At 72.2% G+C, this 19759-nt stretch carries 17 protein-coding genes and 1 pseudogene; 6 read left to right on the forward strand and 12 right to left on the reverse strand.

Going from position 1 to position 19759, the window contains the following annotated elements; translation table 11 throughout:
• Positions 1 to 48: 48 nt before the first annotated feature.
• A complete protein-coding gene (locus ABD331_RS15605) occupies positions 49 to 519 on the reverse strand; it encodes a DUF7144 family membrane protein (protein WP_344475126.1) in 471 nt (156 codons plus the stop codon).
• A 183-nt stretch (positions 520 to 702) separates the two neighbouring features.
• Between ABD331_RS15605 and ABD331_RS15610 the strand changes: the two genes are divergently transcribed.
• Positions 703 to 1002 (forward strand): hypothetical protein, encoded by a 300-nt coding sequence (locus ABD331_RS15610; protein WP_344475128.1) that lies wholly within the window; start codon positions 703 to 705, stop codon positions 1000 to 1002.
• Positions 1003 to 1052: 50 nt separating this feature from the next.
• On the opposite strand, the gene ABD331_RS15615 is transcribed toward ABD331_RS15610, so the two are convergent.
• Genes ABD331_RS15615 through ABD331_RS15630 form a run of 4 tightly spaced genes read right to left on the reverse strand, consistent with a single transcriptional unit; the run spans position 1053 to position 2812 of the window.
• Positions 1053 to 1481 carry a DUF7144 family membrane protein gene (locus ABD331_RS15615; RefSeq protein WP_344475130.1) on the reverse strand — a complete coding sequence of 143 codons (429 nt, stop codon included), beginning with the start codon at positions 1479 to 1481 and terminating at the stop codon, positions 1053 to 1055.
• On the reverse strand, positions 1478 to 2008 hold the full coding sequence (locus ABD331_RS15620) for a hypothetical protein (RefSeq protein ID WP_344475131.1): 531 nt from the start codon (positions 2006 to 2008) through the stop codon (positions 1478 to 1480). Before ABD331_RS15620 ends, ABD331_RS15615 begins: the two co-directional genes overlap by 4 nt.
• Positions 2009 to 2036: 28 nt before the next feature.
• Complete coding sequence (locus ABD331_RS15625) at positions 2037 to 2294, reverse strand: SHOCT domain-containing protein (RefSeq protein ID WP_344475132.1); 258 nt, start codon at positions 2292 to 2294, stop codon at positions 2037 to 2039.
• 26 nt (positions 2295 to 2320) lie between these two features.
• Positions 2321 to 2812 (reverse strand): DUF1269 domain-containing protein, encoded by a 492-nt coding sequence (locus tag ABD331_RS15630; protein WP_148432748.1) that lies wholly within the window; start codon positions 2810 to 2812, stop codon positions 2321 to 2323.
• 171 nt (positions 2813 to 2983) lie between these two features.
• On the opposite strand from ABD331_RS15630, the gene ABD331_RS15635 reads away from it, so the two are divergent.
• The 3 genes from ABD331_RS15635 to ABD331_RS15645 are packed head-to-tail and all read left to right on the forward strand — an operon-like array spanning position 2984 to position 7664.
• A complete protein-coding gene (locus ABD331_RS15635) occupies positions 2984 to 5650 on the forward strand; it encodes an MGH1-like glycoside hydrolase domain-containing protein (protein WP_344475135.1) in 2667 nt (888 codons plus the stop codon).
• 2 nt (positions 5651 to 5652) lie between these two features.
• Positions 5653 to 7134 (forward strand): alpha-amylase family protein, encoded by a 1482-nt coding sequence (locus tag ABD331_RS15640; protein WP_344475137.1) that lies wholly within the window; start codon positions 5653 to 5655, stop codon positions 7132 to 7134.
• A 23-nt stretch (positions 7135 to 7157) separates the two neighbouring features.
• Entirely contained in the window at positions 7158 to 7664 is a 507-nt protein-coding gene (locus ABD331_RS15645; RefSeq protein ID WP_344475139.1) for a DUF6069 family protein, read from the forward strand.
• A 16-nt stretch (positions 7665 to 7680) separates the two neighbouring features.
• Here the strand turns inward: ABD331_RS15645 and ABD331_RS15650 are convergent, their stop codons facing one another.
• Complete coding sequence (locus ABD331_RS15650; protein WP_344475141.1) at positions 7681 to 7935, reverse strand: hypothetical protein; 255 nt, start codon at positions 7933 to 7935, stop codon at positions 7681 to 7683.
• Between the two features lie 138 nt (positions 7936 to 8073).
• Here ABD331_RS15650 and ABD331_RS15655 point away from each other — a divergent pair, with 138 nt between their 5' ends.
• A complete protein-coding gene (locus tag ABD331_RS15655) occupies positions 8074 to 8490 on the forward strand; it encodes a DUF7144 family membrane protein (protein WP_344475143.1) in 417 nt (138 codons plus the stop codon).
• A gap of 130 nt (positions 8491 to 8620) precedes the next feature.
• Here ABD331_RS15655 and ABD331_RS15660 read toward each other — a convergent pair whose 3' ends face one another.
• The 6 genes from ABD331_RS15660 to ABD331_RS15685 form a co-directional block, all read right to left on the reverse strand.
• The gene (locus tag ABD331_RS15660) at positions 8621 to 9169 is read right to left on the reverse strand and encodes a hypothetical protein (protein ID WP_344475145.1); all 549 of its coding nucleotides are present in this window, start codon (positions 9167 to 9169) and stop codon (positions 8621 to 8623) included.
• 61 nt (positions 9170 to 9230) lie between these two features.
• Positions 9231 to 11384: a cation transporting ATPase C-terminal domain-containing protein gene (locus ABD331_RS15665; RefSeq protein WP_344475147.1), complete on the reverse strand. Its 2154-nt coding sequence runs from the start codon at positions 11382 to 11384 to the stop codon at positions 9231 to 9233.
• A gap of 165 nt (positions 11385 to 11549) precedes the next feature.
• The gene (locus tag ABD331_RS15670) at positions 11550 to 13010 is read right to left on the reverse strand and encodes a hypothetical protein (protein WP_344475149.1); all 1461 of its coding nucleotides are present in this window, start codon (positions 13008 to 13010) and stop codon (positions 11550 to 11552) included.
• Between the two features lie 97 nt (positions 13011 to 13107).
• Complete coding sequence (locus tag ABD331_RS15675; protein WP_344475151.1) at positions 13108 to 15387, reverse strand: winged helix-turn-helix domain-containing protein; 2280 nt, start codon at positions 15385 to 15387, stop codon at positions 13108 to 13110.
• A gap of 104 nt (positions 15388 to 15491) precedes the next feature.
• The gene (locus ABD331_RS15680; protein WP_344475153.1) at positions 15492 to 18071 is read right to left on the reverse strand and encodes a winged helix-turn-helix domain-containing protein; all 2580 of its coding nucleotides are present in this window, start codon (positions 18069 to 18071) and stop codon (positions 15492 to 15494) included.
• 312 nt (positions 18072 to 18383) lie between these two features.
• Positions 18384 to 18536: a hypothetical protein gene (locus ABD331_RS15685; RefSeq protein ID WP_344475155.1), complete on the reverse strand. Its 153-nt coding sequence runs from the start codon at positions 18534 to 18536 to the stop codon at positions 18384 to 18386.
• A gap of 202 nt (positions 18537 to 18738) precedes the next feature.
• On the opposite strand from ABD331_RS15685, the pseudogene ABD331_RS15690 reads away from it, so the two are divergent.
• Positions 18739 to 19740: pseudogene (locus ABD331_RS15690) on the forward strand (AI-2E family transporter); the annotation flags it as partial.
• Between the last annotated feature and the right edge of the window lie 19 nt (positions 19741 to 19759).

Consider the following 19759-nt stretch of genomic DNA (forward strand, 5'->3'; position numbering starts at 1 on the left):
CATGAGACTCCCCCTGGGGTCTCATGCCCTTCGCCGTCTCCCGCGCCTCTAGTAGTACATGGGTGTGTAGTAGTAGTCGTCGTCCTTGATCGCGCCCTTGTGGTACAGGCACAGGGCCCAGATCACCAGCACGTCCATGGCGATCATGAGCAGCGACCAGACCGGATAGTAGGGCATGAACAGGAACTGAGCGATGGCGTTCAGCACCGCGAGCCCGATGCCCACGATCCGGGCCCAGAGCTGCCCGGTGAAGACGAAGAACCCCGCCACGGCGGCGAGGGTCCCGACGATGAGGTGGATCCAGCCCCACACGGTGACGTCGAAGGTGTAGACGTAGTCCGGCGCGACGACGTAGAACTCGCCCTGCAGAACCGCGGCCAGCCCTTCGAACGCCTGGAACATGCCGATCATCACCATCATCGTGCCGGCGAAGATGGCCCCGCCCACGGCCCAGCCGCTGACGGGCTTCTTCTCCTCCGCCGCCGATCCCGTGGAGCTGGCGGAAACTTGCTCTGCCATTGCACCCTCCTCCTGACCAGCCGGTCGTGAATCTCGCAAGGAGAGTCACATTTCGCGGCGCCCTGTCGCATCACCCTCCGAGGATGAGATGCCGGGAGCTGTCGCCCGCGGCGGGTGAGGCGGCGCCCGGCCTGCGGCGTTTGGCTGTGGAGTGACACTTCGGCCCCCGTCAGGAGGACGCCCATGGGATGCCTGTTCGTGCTGCTCGCCGCCGCGTTTCCCCGCCTCATGCTGCTGTTCGTCTGGGTGGCCCGGCCGGCCCTCGTCGACGCCGCCTTCGGCACCTGGATCATCCCGCTGCTCGGCGTCGTCCTGCTGCCGTTCGCCACGCTCACGTACGTGCTCCTGTACTACCCGACCAACGGCCTGTCCGGCGGGGCGTGGGCCTGGGTGGTCTTCGCGGCCTTCCTCGACGTGCTGCACTGGGTGGCAGGCGCCGCCCGCCGCCAGCGCGCCGTGTACGTCGGCCGGCCCTACTACTGACGGGAAACACGCAGGTCCCCGCCGTTACGGCGGGGACCTGCGTCGTCCGGTCAGCTCTCTCGCATCCCCGCTTCCCTGGCCTCGCGCTTGCCGTACACGCAGAGCGTCCAGATGATGAAGATGTCCAGCGCGATGATCAACATCGCCCAGAACGGGTAGTAGGGGATGAAGAAGAAGTTCGCCACCGCGCTCAGCACGGCCGCGGCGATGCCGACGATGCGCGCCCAGAGCTGGGCTACCATGACGCCCCAGCCCGCGACGCCGACCGCGACGCCGAGCACCAGGTGGATCCAGCCCCAGGCGGTCACGTCGATCACGTAGATGTAGTTGCGGGTGGGGACGTAGAACTCGTTGGCGATGATGGCCGCGATGCCTTCGAGGGCCTGGAAGAAGCCCACGGTGATCATCATGATGGCGGCGAACAGGGCCGCGCCCGCGACCCAGCTCTGTCGCCTGGGCGAATAGGTCTTGCCTGTCATCTGTCTCCTCCTTGGCCGAACGACTTTTGCTGGTGCTGGGCGGCGAGGGCCGCACCGGTCGCCACGAAGTCGGCCGGGTGGATCCAGGCGTCCGTGACCGCTGTGCCGCCGGCCTCACCGATGGCCGTGCGCAGCGGCATCGCCCAGCGGTGCTCCAGCAGCGCGATCGCGGCGGCCGCGCCGACGGGCACGGCGTCGGCGATGGCCCAGCGCTCCTCGTCGTCGAAGAGCCCGTCACCGATGATCGCGGCGCCGGCCTCCGCGCCCTTGTCCACGCCCTTGTCGCCTTCGGCGCCGAACCCCACCAGGGAGCCGACGACCATGCCGAACTGGTGCCGTTCCTCGGCCGACAGATCACTCATCTCCAGCGTGGTGAGCGCGCCGTGCTCGTTCTTGCGCACGACCAGCATGTCGATCAGCCGGACGATGTCGTGCTCCCGTAACCGATGCAGCTCGGTGAGGACTCCGCCCGTGAAGTGCGGGTCCTTGAACACCACCACCAGCAACTGCAGGGGGCCGAATTCCACCTCCGGGCACCTCCTCATCTGCTAGCTGTCAGCGGGACAGGACCTGCTGCTTGGCGGCCCGGTACTCCTCCTCGCTGATGGCGCCTTGGTCGAGCAGCGCCTTCAGCCTTTCGAGCTGGTCGGCCATTCCGCCGCCGCTCGGTTCCGCGCCGGACGGCTCGTACGGGTCCTGGTCGTACTCCGTCTCCTGGGCCTGGCGTTTGCCTGCCTGGTAGGCCAGCACGCCCGCGCCGGCCAGCATCGCGGCGTTGCGTAGTGGCCGTCTGCGTCTGTAGAGCAAGCCCATGGGTCTCCCCGCCTTCCCTGTACGGCTTACTTGTCTTCTCCGTGCAGGGCCTCCTGCAGCGCCTGCTCGGTCTCGCGCGACAGGGAGGACTTCAGGACGGTGCCGCCGTACTTGCTGAGCGCGGCCACGGCCTTGTCCGGGGTCACCTTCTCCACCACCAGGAACAGCGCGGAGGTGCCCGGCTGCAGCATGTCGCGCACCTGCGCCTGGAAGGCCCGGTCGATGCCGGACTTCTCCACCTTGCCCATGATGGCGCCGAGTCCCGCTCCCATGGCCATGCCGAGGAACGGCACGAAGAACAGCATGCCGAACAGCAGCCCCCAGAACATGCCCCAGGTGGCCCCGCTGGCCACCGGCTGGTGGTGCGTGCTGACGTGCAGCTTGCCCTCGACGTCACGTGAGATCACCGCCACGGCGTCGGGCTGGATGATCAGCTCGCTGGTGAGACGCTGAACCTCGCGCTCGGCCTCGTATGCCGTCGCCTCGTCCGGGTAGCCGATCGCGATCAGGTCCGCCATCGCGCACTCCTTCCTGTCCGATTTCTTCAGCTCCCAGCAGACGCTCACCGGAGGGTCCGCATCATCACCCGCACAGGGTGAGCGGGGCCGTGTTCACCCTCGGGGGGTGATGAACGCCCGCCTCCGCAGGGTGGACGTTTGCTGCGGACAGTGACCTTGGGAGGTGCTCGCATGAACGCGGAGAGCCAACGGCTGGAGCAGTCGGCCGCGCCGGACGCGCCGTGGCGCCGATGGGGCCCCTATCTCAGCGAACGCCAGTGGGGCACGGTCCGCGAGGACTACGGCGGCTCCGGCGAGGCGTGGAACTACCTGCCGCACGACCACGCCCGCTCGCGCGCCTACCGCTGGGGCGAGGACGGCCTCGGCGGCATCAGCGACGACCGGCAGCGCCTGTGCCTGTCGGTGGCGCTGTGGAACGGCAGGGACCCGATACTGAAGGAGCGGCCGTTCGGGCTGACCAACGGCGAGGGCAACCACGGCGAGGACGTCAAGGAGTACTACTACTACCTCGACAACACGCCCACGCACTCCTACATGCGGTTCCTGTACAAGTACCCGCAGGCCGAGTTCCCCTACGGCGACCTGGTGGCCGTCAACGGCGGCCGGGACCGGCAGGCGTTCGAGTACGAGCTGCTCGACACGGGCGTCTTCGACGGCAACCGCTACTTCGACGTCTTCGTCGAGTACGCCAAGGCGGCGCCCGAGGACGTGCTGGTCGAGATCACCGTCGCCAACCGCGGCCCCGAGCAGGCCGACGTGCACGTGCTGCCGACGGTGTGGTTCCGCAAGACCTGGTCGTGGCCGGGCGGCACCGCCAAGCCGGCCATGCGCGCGAGCGGCGGCTCCGTCGTCCGGGCCGAGCACGAGGAGCTGGGCACGTACCACGTGTACTTCCAGGAGGGCGCGCCGCTGCTGTTCACGGAGAACGAGACGAACAACGAGCGGGTGTTCGGCAGCCCCAACACCGCGCCGTACGTCAAGGACGGCATCGGCCGCCACGTCGTGGACGGCGAGCGGGACGCCGTCAATCCGGACAGGACCGGCACCAAGGCGGCGGCGCACCACGTGCTGACCGTCCCCGCGGGCGGCACGGCGACCGTGCGGCTCAGAATGGCCGCGGGCGAGGTCGCCGACCCGCTCGGCGCGGCCTTCGCGGAGATCTTCGACCGGCGGCGGGCCGAGGCCGACGCCTTCTACGCCGAGCTGACCCCGGCGGGCTCCGGCGAGGACGAGGCGGCGGTGCTGCGCCAGGCGCTGTCCGGGCTGCTGTGGAGCAAGCAGTTCTACTGCTACGACCTGGACGGCTGGCTCAGGGCGCACGGGCAGGACCCGTGGACCCCGTCGGACCGGCGCAACCACGGCTGGTTCGGGATGGACGCGCACGACATCATCGTCATGCCGGACAAGTGGGAGTACCCCTGGTTCGCGGCGTGGGACCTGGCCTTCCACGCGGTCGCGCTGGCCGTCGTCGACCTCGACCTGGCCAAGCACCAGGTGGAGCTGCTGCTGGACGACAGGTACCTGCACCTCAGCGGCCAGATCCCGGCCTACGAGTGGAACTTCAGCGACGTCAACCCGCCCGTGCACGCCTGGGCGGCCCGATTCATCTACCTGCTGGAGACGCAGCTTCGCGGCCGGGGCGACCTGGACTTCCTGCAGCGGGTGTTCCAGAAGCTGCTGCTGAACTTCGCCTGGTGGCTCAACCGCAAGGACCCCGAGGGCCGCAACGTCTACGAGGGCGGCTTCCTCGGCCTGGACAACATCGGCGTGTTCGACCGCAGCGCCCCGCTGCCCACCGGCGGGTCGCTGGACCAGGCCGACGGCACCGCCTGGATGGCGTTCTACGCGCAGAACATGTTGCAGCTCGCCGTGGAGCTGGCCGAGCACGACCCCGACTACGACGACCTCGCGGTCAAGTTCGCCGGGCACTTCCTGTGGATCGCCGCCGCCACCGACCGGGTGGGCGACGTCAAGGACGAGATGTGGGACGAGGCCGACGGCTTCTTCTACGACGTCCTGCGGCTGCCCGACGGCTCCGGCACGCGGCTGAAGGTGCGCTCGCTGGTGGGGCTGCTGCCGCTGTGCGCGTCCACGGTCTTCCCGCCGCGCGCCGCCGAGGGCGAGGAGGGGCCGCTGGCGGCGAAGGTCCGCCGCTTCGCGGAGCGGCATCCGTGGCTGCGCGGCGGCATGTCGGCCGCCGACCGGCAGGGCGTGGGCGGGCGGCGGCTGCTGTCGCTGCTGGACGAGGGCAAGCTCCGGCGGGTGCTGGCCCGCATGCTGGACGAGGAGGAGTTCCTCAGCCCGTACGGCATCCGCTCCCTGTCGCGCCACCACCTCGACCACCCCTACGAGTTCCGGGTGGGCGAGGAGACCTTCCAGGTCCGCTACGTGCCGGCCGAGTCCGACAGCGGCATGTTCGGCGGCAACTCCAACTGGCGGGGCCCGGTCTGGGTGCCGATGAACGCGCTGATCATCCGGGCGCTGCTGAACCTGTACGTCTTCTACGGCGACGACTTCACCGTCGAGTGCCCCACCGGGTCCGGCAACCGGATGACGCTGTTCGAGGTGGGCAGGGAGCTGGCCGCCCGGCTCACCCGCATCTTCCTGCGCGACCAGGACGGCCACCGCCCCCTGTACGGCGGGCTGCGGCTCTACCAGGAGGACCCGCACTGGCGGGACCTGATCCAGTTCCACGAGTACTTCCACGGGGACAACGGGGCCGGGCTGGGGGCCGCGCACCAGACCGGATGGACGGCCGACGTCGCCGTCTTCATGATCCTTTTCGGCAACCTCTCCGCCGCAGACCTGCTGGCAGGGCACCGGACCAAGGAGCCGTGACGATGAGGCACCGACGCGCACCGATGATCTACGAGATCGACACCCAGGTGTGGCTCAGCGACGTGGCTCGCCGCTTCGGCTGCCCGGCCCGCCTCCAGGACGTGCCCAAGGAGGCGTGGGACGAGGTGACCCCGCCCGGCATCGACACCCTCTGGCTGATGGGCGTCTGGCAGCGCAGCCCCGAGGGCCGCGCCATCGCGCTGGCCGACCCGGAGCTGCGGCGGGGCTTCGGCGACGCGCTGCCCGGCGTCGCCGACGACGACATCGCCGGGTCGCCGTACTGCGTGCGCGACTACGTCGCCGACGAGGGCCTCGGCGGCCCCGAGGGGCTGGCGGCGGCGCGGGCCGAGCTGAACCGGCGCGACATCGCGCTGCTGCTCGACTACGTCCCCAACCATGTGGCCCCGGACCATCCGTGGGTGGCGGCGCACCCCGACTACTTCGTCCGGGGCGGCGCCGCCGACCTGGCCGGCGACCCGGCCGCCTTCCTCGAACGCGGCGGTTACGTCTACGCCAGGGGCCGGGACCCGTTCTTCCCGCCGTGGCCGGACGTCGTCCAGCTCAACGCCTTCTCCCAGGGGCTGCGCACCTCAACCGTGGAGACGCTGCTGCGCATCGGCGAGCACTGCGACGGGGTCCGCTGCGACATGGCGATGCTCATGACCAACGAGGTGTTCGCCAGGACGTGGGGCGCGCGGGCCGGCAAGCCGCCCGCCAAGGACTTCTGGCCGTCCGTCATCGACCGGGTCAGGAAGCGGCATCCCGGGATGACGTTCGTGGCCGAGGCGTACTGGGACATGGAGTGGACGCTGCAGCAGCAGGGCTTCGACTACTGCTACGACAAGCGGCTCTACGACCGGCTGCTCGGCGGCGACCCCGGCTCCGTGCGGGCGCACCTGACCGCCGAGCTGCCCTACCAGCGGCGCCTGGTGCGGTTCCTGGAGAACCACGACGAGCCCAGGGCCGCCGGCACCATGCACCAGGCCAAGGAGCGGGCGGCGGCGACGATGATCGCGACCCTGCCGGGCGCGACCCTGTGGCAGGAGGGCCAGTTCGAGGGCCGCCGGACCCGGGTGCCGGTCTTCCTGGCCCGCCGCCCCGACGAGCCCGTCGCCGAGGGCCTGCGCGAGTTCCACGAGCGGCTGATCGCCGCGGTGGTCTCGTCCGGCATGCGGCAGGGCGAGTGGCGGCTGCTGGACTGCCACGGCTGGCCGGACAACCAGTCGTGCGCCGGCCTGCTGGCCTGGGCCTGGACCGGGCCGGACGCGCGGCACCTGGTCGTGGTCAACCTTCAGGACCGTCCCGCGCAGGCCCGCGTGCCGCTGCCCTGGCCCGAGCTGCCGGACCGGCAGTGGATCCTGCGCGACCTGCTCACCGGCGCCGTCCACGAGCGGGCCGGCGACTCCATGCACACCGAGGGCCTGTACGTCGAGCTCGGCGGCTGGGCCACCCACGTCTTCACGGTCGATCCGGCCGCACCCTGACCACCGATCCCCATGAAGGGCGAATGACGATGGAGTACTCCAGGTACGACGGCGAACCGCAGCTCGCGCCCGCCTCTCCCCCTCCCCCTGTGATCGACATGCGCCGGCTCTGGGGCGGCGGCCTGGCCACCGCCCTGGTCGCCGCGCTGGTGGCGTGGGTGGCCGTGCTGATCGCGCGGGCCGTCTTCCACGCCGAGCTGCTGACCCCGGAGAGCAGGGGGCTGACCCGCGCCTCCGGCACGACCCTGTACGTCATCTCCGCCGGCGCGGGGGCGCTCATCGCCACGCTGATCCTGCTGCTCATGGTCGCGCTCACGCCGCGCCCGCTGGCCTACTTCGGCTGGATCATCGGGCTCATCACCGTGGCCTGCGCCGTCCTGCCCTTCACCGTGGAAGCCCCCCTGCTCGACCAGCTCCTCACGGGCTTCGCCAACCTCGCCGTCGGGCTGGTCATCCTGACGCTGCTGCCCAAGGTCGGCTACTCCACGATCCGGCCGGGGCAGCCCGCCCCGCCGCCGCGCCTCCAGTGACGTCCCCGCTGGGGCGTCACGGCCCGCCGAACCACCCGCGGCGCCGGTCGTCCCAGCGCCGCCGGTCCCGCTGCTGCGCCTCGCCCTCCCGCTCCTCCTCCTCCAGCTCCGCGACGATCCTGGCCCAGCGGACGGGGTTCACCCAGACGCCGGCGTCGTGCTCGCCCGTGGGGGGCGGCGGGGCCTGGTGCTTGCGCCACATGCGCCGGGCCGTCCGCGACAGCCACCAGACCAGAACGCCCAGGACGATGAGTTGGAGGAGTAGTTCCATGGTGCCTCCCTGCTTCTTGCCCGGCGGGACCGCTCGGCTGTCTCGCCGATGGCCGCAGTATCCGGCCTTCCGCAGGCGGCCCGAATCACCCGTGAGGGATGAAACCACGGCAGAACTGACGAACGTGGGAGGTGGCTCATGACAGACAACCACACGCCGATCCGGACGACCCCCAAGCAGGAGTGGGCCGTGGGCATCGCCGCGTTCGCCGGCTGCGTGATGGTGATGATCGCGATCTTCCAGGTCATCACGGGGATCGCCGCGCTGGTGAACCAGGACGCGATCTACCCGATGACGGAGCACCGGATCCTCATCGCCGACCCGGCGACGTGGGGCTGGGTGCACCTGTCGCTGGGCGTCCTGATCGGGCTCGCCGGGTTCGGCGTCTTCGCCGGGGTGGGCCCGGCCCGCGCGATCGGCGTCGTGCTCGCGGCGCTCGGCGCGCTGGCGAACTTCCTCGACCTGGCCGAGCGCCCCCTGTGGTCGATCGCGCTCATCGCCCTGTACGTGACGGTCATCTGGGCCCTGACCGTCTTCACCCGCCCGTACCGCTGAGACATGCGCGAGGCCCGCCGGTCATCACCGGCGGGCCTCGCGGGGCCTGCGTCACCGGCGGCGACGGCTCACCCTCCTGGCCGTGCGGCGCCCGGTGCGCCTGGCCACCCTTCTGGCTCCGAACATGTGCCTACCTCCCGTTCCTCGACTGCTCCAGAACCGACAGCCGCTTGGCCTCCTCCGCCGTGTGCAGCCCCAGCGCGATGAGGTCGAAGGGGCTGATGAAGCCGTCGCTGATGCGGAAGCCGTTCGCCCGCAGGATCGCGTCGCGCAGCGGGACCGCCCAGTGGTGCTCCAGCAGGATGAGCGCGGCGGCGGTGTCGTTCGGGATCTCCGCCAGGACGTCCCAGACCTCCTCGTCGGAGGGCATCACGTGCAGGCCCGACTCCATGACGGTCTCGGCGCCGGCCACCGCGCCCGCCTCGATGCCCTCCTCGCCCTCGATGCCGAGCCCGATGAGGGCTCCGATCTTGGTGCCGTACTCGATCGCCTCTTCCTCGGTCAGGTTGCTGAGGTGCTCCACCTCGATCTCGCCCGCCTTGTCCTTGTAGACGGCGAGCGCGTCGATCACGCGCACGGTGTCGCTCTGCCGCAGCCGCTCCAGCTCGGCGATGACCTCGCCGTGGAATTCGGGATGGTTGAACCCGAGAACGATGAGCTGGACGGGTCCGATCGCCATGTCCGCCCTCCTCTACGTGTCGTCCGTGCGGCCAGCCTCCCGAGATCGGGCCGGAGGGTCATCACCCGTTGCGAGTGACTTGCGGGCGGACGCCGCGGCGCACCAGCTCCGTGAGCACCGCGATGATGCCGCAGGCGCCCGCGCCCGCACCGATGATCAACGGCCAGAACGGCAGGCTCAGCGGCGCGGTGGCGAACAGGTGGTTGAACGCGGGCACGTAGACGAGGGCCGGCTGGAGCGCGGCCATGGCCAGCAGCGCGCCGACGGCCCGCCTGTCGTACGGGCCGGCGCGCGGGCCGTCGGGGGTGAAGAAGAGCGCGGCCGACGAGCGGGCGAGCACCACCAGGCTGGTGGAGACCAGCGCGGCCGTCTGCGCCTCGGCGAGCCCCGCCCCCTGCGTCATCGCCCAGGCGAACAGGGCGCACGCCTGGGCGCCCAGCACGGCCGCGACCAGCAGCGCCTCGGCCAGGCGGGCCGGGGCCAGCGGCGACCTGACCGGTCCCGGCGGCGGCCGGAACGCCGCCTGGCGCGTCCGCAGCTCGGCGTTGAGCGTGATCATCAGGCCCATCGTGGCCGCCAGGTTCAGCCAGAGCAGGTGGACGGGTTCGACCGGCACGTCGAGGCCGAGCAGGACGGCGAGGACCACCACGAAGGCGATCACGCGCGGCACGAGCGCGCAGCCGGTGTAGCGGGCGACGCCCTCCAGGGTGGCCCGTCCCTCGGCGATGCCCGCCGCCGCCGTCGCGAACGTGCCGCCGGGCAGGATCACGTCGGCGCCCTCGTCGCCGATGAGGGTGCCGACGCCGACGTCGGCCTGGCCGCGCCCCGCCCCCGCCGCCTCGCCGTCGATGACGGCCACCACGTGGTTGTGGTCGCGCAGCGCCCGCACGAGCCGCCGCTCCTCCTCGGGCAGCAGCCGCGCGAACACGGTGGCCCGGTCGAGCGACACCGGCCCGCCGAAGCGGCCGTCGGCCAGCTCCGCGCCGCTGAGGGCGCCCTCGGCCAGCCCCACCCAGGCCGCGCTGGAGCGGGCCATGACGGCGTCGTCCCCTGTGATGATCTTCACGCCCACCCCGGCGTCCTGGCAGCCCCGCACGGCTTCCAGCGCGTCGATGAGCACCGGGCTGTGCATCGCCTGCAACCCCAGGAACGTCAGTGGCGGTAAGGACCGTTCCGTCAGTTCCGTCCCAGGAGTGACGGCGGGAGCGGAGGCGAAGGCCAGCACGCGCAGCCCCCGGCGGGTCAGCCACCGCGCGGTGGCCAGCACCTCGCGCCGGTCCAGCTCGCCGACCTGGCCGTCGGCGCCGAGCCGCCCGTCGCACAGGTACAGGACGCGCTCGACCGCGCCCTTGGCGTACACCATCGCGGGTTCCTCGCCGACCGGCTCGTGCAGGGTCGCCATGAAGAGCTGCTCCGGCGTGTACGGCAGCGTGGCGACGCGCGGCGACACCTTCTCCAGGCCCAGCTTGGCGGCGCTGACCAGCAGCGCGCGTTCGGTGGGGTCGCCGACCGCGGACGAGACGCCCTCCCGCTCCACGACGCGCGCGTCGTTGCAGCTCAGCCCCGCCTGGAGGCAGGCGTCCAGCGCCGGGTTGTCACCCGGCCCCACCGCCACCCCGCCCTCCGCGATCTCGCCCTGGTCGCCGCCCGCTCCCGTCACCTGGTAGCCGCGCCCGCCCGCGACCACCGTGGTGACGTAGGCGCGGTCCGAGGTGAGCAGCCCGGCCCTGCGGGTGCAGACGACCGTGGTGGCGCCCAGCTTCTCCACGGCGGCGGGCCGGCGCACCAGCGTCCGGCCGTGCGCCATCCGCACGGCCCCCGTGGCCAGCGCCGCCGCCACGATGGACGGCAGCTCCCAGGGCACGGCCACGATCATCAGCACGGCGACGGCGTCGCGCACGGCGGACGACTCCAGCCCGAGCAGCGCCCCCGCGCCGATCAGGACGCCCGCGGCGACCGGCATGACCAGCGCCGTCAGGAACCGCAGACGGCCGATCGTCCTGGTCAGCGGGGTGACCACGGGAGGGACCCCGAGCGGGGCGAGCGCGTTCGCGACGCGCCTGTCCAGGGCCCAGATGTGCACGACCGCCATGGCGACGACGGCCAGCATCGCCGCGCCGGTCCACAGGTCCGCCGACCACACCGCGAGCAGACCGGCGGTGACGACCACGTACACGAGAGGCGAGCGCAGCGCCCGGCGCGCGCGCGGTCCCATCAGCAGAAAGGGCCGAGGGCCGCTTCCGTGGACACTCTCAAGGCGTACATGGCCCCCTCCGGACGTCCGTCCTGGTTCCCTCATAGTCGTCCAGGAACGCCGCGCTGTGGAGCCCTCGGACATGATTTTTCCGCTATCTGGAGCCCTCACTTCTCCCCCGGCCGCTCAGTGCGGCACCGGCGTCGCCGTGATGTCCCTGCCTGCTGGTTCCTGCCCGTCCGCGCCCGCCGGGACCTCCTTCCCCGGTTCGCCGCCGCGCGCGAGGAGGGTGACCAGCACCTCGTAACCCACCAGCAGCAACGCCACCACGAGCAGTGACAGCCACGACGACAGCAGCAGCGCGACGACGGCGGCCACCACGATCCCGCCGACCCGCAGCACGTCGAGGTAGCGCCCGGTCCACGTGCGCAGCCGCTCGTTCCTCCCGGCGGAACGCGCCGCCTCCCAGCCGGAGCGGGCGCCCCGCACCGCGTTGCCCCGCAGCCAGACCGGGATGCGGCCGGGCCCCACGAGATAGCAGACGGCCGCGATCACGACGCCCGCCCACAGCAGCCAGATCCCCCAGGTGCGCAGCTCGGTGAAGATGTCGTAGACCGCCACGGACACCCCCTGCCGGTAGACGCCCTCGGGCACCAGGGCGAGGAGCTGGTCGCGCACCGCCCGCAGCCCGCTGGTCAGGACCACCGCCGAGATCGACAGCCACAGCCCCCACTGCAGCAGCGTGCGCCTGCGGTGCGGGGAGATCCACAGGGCCAGGCCGAGTGCCAGCACGGAGCCGCCGATCAGCAGCACCACGCTCCGCTTGAACGTCAGCATCGCCTCCTGGAGCTGGCCCAGCATCGGCCGGTCGTACATCCTGATCTGCGCGAAGTCGGCGGGCAGCGTCACGCCGACGGCGGTCTCGATGCGCTCGCGCAGGCCGGGCGGCACGGTTCCCGAGGTGAGGGTGGGCAGGTCGAGCCGCTTGCCGAAGATGGTCGGCAGCCGCTGCTCGATGGTGACCAGGAGGTTGTTCACCACGGGCAGCAGATTGAGCGTCACCGTCGTGCCCGACACGGAGACCGTCTGGCTGCGGCCCTCCAGGATCGCCAGGATCTGCGCGTGCGCGAACCGGTTGGCGTCGGTCCACAGCGTACGGAACTGCTCGGTGCCCATGAACCTGGTGACCAGGTCCTTGGTGTAGCCGTGGACGGCGCCGGTCACCGGGCCCGCCAGGAACGTGGCCCGCGGCGGCAGCACCTCCGCCAGGCGCTGCTCGACGTGCAGCGCGGTGAAGACCTGGTCGGTGAGGTAGGTCGCCATCGCGTTGGTCACCTCGGGATGCGCCGGCAGGCTCTCCACCGTCGCCACCCAGCGCTCGGTGTCGAGCGTGGTGCGCGCCCCCCACAGGCCGATGGCCGAGCACACCGCGCCGAACCCGGCCACGGCGACCAGGACGGCGGCGATGATCCGGCGGGCCAGGTGGGCGTGCCGGCGCCGCCGCGTGCGGTCCTCCAGCCGGCCGCGCAGCTCGGCCACCTCGGCACGCAGGCGCTCCAGCTCGTCGGTCTCCGCCGGCTCGCTCACCGCCTGGTCAGGAACCACGGGTGGCGCGGCGGAGCCGAGGTGTGCGTCTTCGCCAGGCATAGCGACCTCCCCAACCGATGTACAGGCCCTGCTGGGCAGGATGCTGACCCGGTTGGAGCCGCCCGCCTTCACATCTTCCGGGTGACACCGGCTCCGGTCACAGCAGTCTGAGATGGCGGACGAGCTGGACCGCCTCCGCGCGGGAGGTCACCCCGAGCTTGCGGTAGATGGATCGGGTATGCGTCTTGACGGTGTTGGGTGAGACGAAGAGCTGCAGGCCGATCTCGCGGATGGACAGGTTCTCCAGCAGCAGCCGCAGCACGGCCTCCTCCCGGACGGTCAGGATGTCGGTCAGCGCCGTGCCCTTGGCCGGGTCGGCGGGCAGGAGGTGGGTGAGCCGGGCGTGCACATGGGCGAGCTTGGTGCGCAGGTGCTCGCCGCTGTCCTGCTCGGTGGCCAGCAGATGCCGGGCCTGGACGAGGTAGGCGCTGGCGGCGCCCCGGTCCCCGGCGTCCAGGCAGGTGTCGGCGAGCGCGGTGAGGAGGTTCAGCGTCGGCCAGCCCGACAGGCCCACCACGCCGCCGCGCAGCGCGAGCGCGTGCTCCAGGAGCGACCTGGCGTCGGCGGGCCGGCCCTCGCGGGCCAGCACGGTGCCCAGCGCCGCGACGGGCAGGGCCGCGTGCGGCGACTCGATGTAGCCGTGGTCCTCCGACAGGCCGTACGCCGCCCTGGCCGGCTCGCCCGCCTCGGCGGCCCGCCCGAGGTCGCAGAGCGCGAGCGCCAGCACGGACAGGGCCATGATCCGGAACGGCGGCCAGCTCGTGCCGCTCTGCGCCGCCTCCGCCGCGAACGCCAGCGCCCCCTTGTCGTCGCCCATCAGGTACATCCCGTACGCCAGCCCCGCCCGCGAGGGGGCGTACCACCGCGACGTCGGATCGTCCTCCAGCTCGCAGGCGATCCAGCCGGACTCCACCATCGCGGGCACGCCGTCGTACCCGAACAGCGCCCTCAGCAGGTTCACCGCGAACCGCAGCGAGGGCGCCCCGTCCGGCAGCGGCCCCTCGTGCCGCAGCGTCGTGGCGAGGCGGACCCAGTGCCGGGTGGCCGCGCGGTCGCCGGACAGGGCGGCCAGCCAGGCGGCGCAGACCGCCGCGACGGGATCGCCCTCGCCGCGGCCGCCCGCCGTCGCGTCCATCCAGCTCTGCACGAGGTCGAGCCGGCCGGTGCTGACGTACTCCATCCAGTTGGCCTCGAACAGGCGGGTGAGGTGGCCCAGCGCGCCGCTCTCGCGGGCGTGCTCCGTCGCCTCCAGGATCAGGCCGCGGCCCGCGTACCAGTCGCTCGCGCGCAGGTGCGACTGCGCGACCGCGTCCGGCTCGGCGTCGGCCAGGTCGTTGCGGAGCGTCTGCCGGAACATGTGGTGCAGCCGGTACCAGCGGCGATGGTCGTCCAGAGGGACGAGGAACAGGTTCGCCCGCTCGACGACCTGGAGGAGCGTCACGGCGTTGGCGGTGCCGGCGACCGCGTCGCACAGCGGCGCCGTGAACCGGTCGAGGACGGAGATCCGGCGCAGGAAGCGCCGCAGCTCGGGCGCGACCGAGCCGAGCACCTCCTCGTGCAGGTAGTCGGCGATCAGGCGATGGGTGCCGCTGAACTCGGCCACGAACTCGACGGGATCGGCGGAGATCCGTAACGACAGCGCCGCGAGGCGCAGCGCGATCGTCCACCCCTCGGTCGCGTCGAGCAGCCGGTCCAGGTCGGCGTCGCGCAGCAGCATGCCGGACAGCCGGCGCACCAGCGTGGCCGCCTCCTCCCGCGTCCAGGCCAGGTCGGCCATGCGCAGCTCCAGCAGGTCGCCGGCCATCCGGTACTGCGGCAGCGGCAGCGCCGGCTCCGAACGGGTGATGAGCACGAGCTGCGTGGTGGGAGGCAGGTGGTCGATGAAGAACTCCAGGCTGCGCAGGCAGTCCGGGTCGCCCAGCGTGTGCAGGTCGTCCAGCACGAGCACGACGGGCTGCTCCAGGGCCGCCAAGCTGGTGATCAGGTGCGGCAGGGGCGGCCCCCGGTGGTGCTTGCGCAGGTCGTCCATCCCGGGCAGCGCCGTGCTCGCGGCGCGCGCGAGGGCATCCCAGAGCGCGTCACCGGCGTTCAGGCCGCGGTCGGCGGTCACCCAGGCGGCGGGCCGATCCTGGTCCGCCGCCAGCCACTGGGTGACGAGGGCGGACTTGCCGGACCCGGCGGGCGCGGACAGCAGGACGAGCCGCAGGCCGCGCGCGCCGTCCAGCCGCCGCAGCAGGCCGGGGCGCTCGCTCCACTCGGGGTGTGCTTCCGGGGTCACGCTCCGCGCTTCGGACGAGAGCCCGAGCAGCGCCGCGGTGGGGCGGGTACCGGTGGGAGTGCTCGCCTCACGCGTCTTCTCGCGGAACCACCTAGGCATGCGATGCTCCGATCGCGGTGTCCTTGCTCCTGGAGTTTCTGTCGTGATCTTCAAACAGTCAACCACCCACAAAACGGGCAGGATATTTCGCCTTTTGGGCCCTCTCAGACGAGTGACAGGTGTTTCGCTCTGCGTACCGCCTCGGCCCGGCGGGTGACGGCGAGCTTACGGTAGATGCTTTTCAGATGCGTCTTGACGGTGTTAACGGACACGTACATCTGCGCGGCGATCTCCTCGGTCGTCATCACCTTGGTCAGGTGCTGCAACACGTCGAGCTCGCGGGCGCTGAGCCTGCCGTACATGGCGGTGTCCAGTTGCTCCTCGCCGCCGTCCGGAGCCAGCCGCAGCCGCGCCAGGAAACGCTGGTAGGGCCGCACCAGGTACGGGTCGTGCCGCAGCAGCGGCTGCAGCCAGGGCTTCGAGCGCGCGAACGGCAGCAGCGCCTGCTCGCGGTCGCCCAGCCGTAACGCCCTGTCGAGCATCCGGCGGCCCCTGGAAGGGTCGCCGTTCTGGTAGGCCAGCCGGGCGTCCAGCAGCAAGGCGTCCAGCCGGACGTCCAGGGGCACCAGGCCGGGCTCGCTCAGCACCGCGTGCACCGCCTGCGCGGCCTCGCCCGGCCGTCCCTCGCTCAGCGCGGCGACCGCGAGTGCCAGGGGTTTGCGCAGGTCGTCGGCGTCCCCTGCGCGCTCGGCACACGCCCGCGCCTGCGCCGCCTCACCCAGTGCCGCGTGCGCCTCGGCCTGGATGAGCAGCAGGCGCCGCCGCAACCACGGCTCCAGAGCCACAGCGGCCTCGCACGGTTCCTGCCCGGCCCCGCGCGGCTCCTGTCCTCCGCGCAGCTCCTGTCCTCCACGCGGCTCCTGGACGGCCTCGCGGGTCTCGTCCAGGGCCTGGCGGGGCAGGTTCTCCAGGAGCCTGGCCTGGGCGCTGATCAGGGCGTGCACCCCGGCCATGACGGCGTCCGGGCACTGCCGGACCGCCGCGTGGGCCTTGGACAGCTCCTGCTTGGCGCGGCCCGGCTCCACCCGCTGGATCGCCACCCACGCCGAGGCCAGATGCGCCGCGGCGCCGCGACGGCCCGCCGGCACGGGGCCGGGGTCGGGAAGCTGCTCCGCCTGGGCCGCCAGCTCGCAGGCCCGGGCCGGACGGCCGCGCAACCCCTCCGCCAGGGCCAGTTGACCCAGGCAGTGGCGGTAGAGGAAGTCGCCACCGGCCAGCGCCGCCGGCTCGACGGCCGCGCGCAGGGCCGCGACGGCCTCGTTCAGCCGCCCCTGCCGCAGCTCCAGCGACCCGCGCGCGGCCAGCACCATGGCCTCGATCTCCGGGTGCTGGTCGAGCGAGTGCGCCGGCGCCTGCTGCAGCAGGCTCTCCACCTCGGTGAGGGTGCGCGCCAGGTCCGCCTCGCGCGGCTGCGGGTCGGCCAGCCGTACCAGGCCGATAGACATCCGCAGGGACGGTGACGCGGTGGCCGGGGAGCGGTCGATCAGCGCCTGCGCCGTCTCCAGCGCGGCGGCGCAGGACTCCTCGTCGCCGCCGGCGCGGGCCAGGGCCGCCGCGACCACGGCCGGCTCCGGCGCCCCCGCCAGGTGCGGCACGGTGTCCGGCATCGCCCGCAGGCTGTCGCCGAGCACGTGGCCGGGCCGCGGCCCCTCGCCTGGCACGTGGCCGGACCGCAGGCCGAGCAGCCGGCCGATCTCCAGATGGTCGACGACGAGCCGGGCGGCGTAGGGCCAGGCGCCGGCGCGGGCGGCGTGCCACACCGCGTCGTGCACGTCCCCGGCGCGCGCGAACCACGACGCCGCCCGCAGGTCCAGCTCGGCGAGGTGGCCCGGCGTCTCGTGCCGCAGGATCAGCCGCAGCGCCTCCCCGAACATCGGGTGGTAGCGGTACCAGCCGTGGTCGAGGCGCGTGGCGAACGCGTTGTCGCGCACCATCGCGGCGAACGCCCGGCCCGCCACCGGCCCAGCCAGCTCGGTGGCCAGCTCCGCGTTGATCCGCTCGGGGACGCCGGTGGCCATCAGCAGCCGGCGCCGGTCGTCCGGCTCGGCGTCCAGGACCTCCTCCATCAGGTAGGCCACGACGGAGTTGTCGTCGCCGCCGAAGTGGGCGACGAACTCGTCCGGGTCGTGGTGCCCCTCCATGGAGATCGCGGCCAGCCGCAGCCCGGCGGCCCACCCCTCGGTCCTGGCCAGCAGCGTGCGCAGGGACGACTGCGACAGGCCGACCTTGTGCTGCGCCAGAAGCTGCTCGGCCTCCCGCTCGGAGAAGGCGAGCTGCTCGGCCCCGATCTCGGTCAGCTCCTGGGCCAGGTGGTAGCGGCGCATCGGCAGCGGCGGGTCCTGGCGCGCCGTCACGACCAGCCGCAGCCAGGCGCGCGTGTCGCGCAGGAGCCTGCCGAGGTCCCTGTTCACCTCGCAGTCGGCCGGAACGGACAGGTCGTCCAGCACCAGGACCACGGGTTGGGCCCGTTCCGTGAGAGTCAGGGCCAGGGCGGCCACGGGGTCGCCGTCGCCGCTCACCTCCACCCCCGCCCGCTGGAAGGCCGACAGGACCATGGGCCAGAAGACCTCTGACTGCTCGGCGCCCCGTTGCAGGGTGACCCAGGCGATGGGGCCCGGGGCGGTGCCGCACATGGCCCACGAGATCGCCGCCATGGTCTTGCCGGTTCCCGGAGGACCCGTCACCACGGTGAGAGGACCCTGGACGCCCCGGCGAAGGCGGTCCACGATCCTGCGGCGGACGATCAGCCACGGCGGTGGTTGAGGAATAACCACTTTGTACGGAAGAACACCTACGTCCAACCTGATCCGTGCCATACTGCTCACCCCTGCCCGAAAGGGATCAGCTTGCGTCTGGACGTTAGGCGCACTTCGGGCATTCCTCGCATACCTCGGCGGCGATTTCACCCGGGTGAGACCGCGCGGCAGGACTCACCCGGGTGATGGCAGGCCACGCTCACCGTCACACCACCCCGGGCATCGGGCGATCGGCTTCACCTATCGGGTCGCCTGCTCCTTGGGATCCTGAACTGCGCCGCTGCGGTGCTGACGGCGCCGGGCCAGATTGACGAGGACGGCCGCAGCCGTCGCCGCACCCGCCCCTGCCGCGACGATGAGACCGCGCCGGCTCTTCTTCCGCTGTTTGCTCATGCGGCCATCATCCGGAGCCATCCCCACCCTCCCATCACCCACGCAGGGTGATGCGCGCACCCGCGTGCGTGGCGACGCTCGACGCGAGGCCATCGACGTTCCCGACGTCACCGGTTCACCGTCGTGACGTCGCCCCGTTCATCGTCCTCAGCGTCGCCCATCGTCGCTCATCGCCGCCGGGAGCCCGGATATGACCACCAGCATGAGACAGGCGAGCCGGACGCGGCCATCGGTGCGGTCCCGCCTGGAGGCGCCGGGCGTGTCCGGGTGGCTGTTCACCGGGCTCGCGCTGGGCACCGCCATCCTGCTGTTCCTGCTGCACGTGCTGCGGCCGCTGCTCATGCCGCTGGTGCTGGCCGCGGCCATCGCCGTCGTCATCGCCCCGCTCGCCGAACGGCTGACCGGGCGGATGCCGCGCGCCGCCGCGGCGGCCCTGTGCTGCCTGACCGTCCTGCTGACGGCGGCGGTCTGCGGCTTCGTGCTGGTCGCCGGGCTGCGCGGCCAGCTCCAGTCGATCACCGCCGCCCTGAACGTCGGCTGGCAACGGGCCGAGCAGCTCGCCCGCGACCTCGGCCTGGCGGCGGGGCAGGCCGAGGACCTCCGCCAGACCTTCGCCGACGCGCTGCCCACCCTGGTCACCGAGCTGCTCACCGGCCTGGCCGGCGGGGTGGCCGTCCTGATCGAGCTGGTGGTCGGCCTCGCGCTCGGCCTGTACCTGGTGTTCTTCATGCTCAAGGACACCGTGCTGATGACGTCCGCGACGGTGCGGGCCCTGCCGCTGCCTGCGGAGGTGGGCAGCGAGGCGGTCGGGCGGGCCGCCGGCATCATCCGCCGGTACTTCCTCGGCATGACGCTGATCGCGGTGATGAACACCGTGCTCATCGTGGCCGCCGCGATGATCCTGGGGGTGCCCGCCATCGGGGTGATCGCCCTGGCCACGTTCCTGGGCGCGTACATCCCGTACGCCGGCGCGTTCGTCTCCGGCGCGTTCACCGTGCTCATCGCCCTCGGCTCCGGCGGCGTGAGCGCCGCGCTGTGGATGCTGCTGGTGGTGGTGCTGGCCAACGGCACCCTGCAGAACCTGCTCGCGCCGTTCGTGTTCGGCGCCGCGCTGCGCATCCACCCGATGGTGGTGCTGCTCGTCACCGTCCTGGCGGGGATCGTGGCGGGGCTGGCCGGCGTGATGCTGGCCGTGCCGGTGACGGCGCTGGCGCTCGACCTGG

Origin of the sequence: Nonomuraea monospora (assembly GCF_039531895.1) — a bacterium.
GTDB lineage: Bacteria > Actinomycetota > Actinomycetes > Streptosporangiales > Streptosporangiaceae > Nonomuraea > Nonomuraea monospora.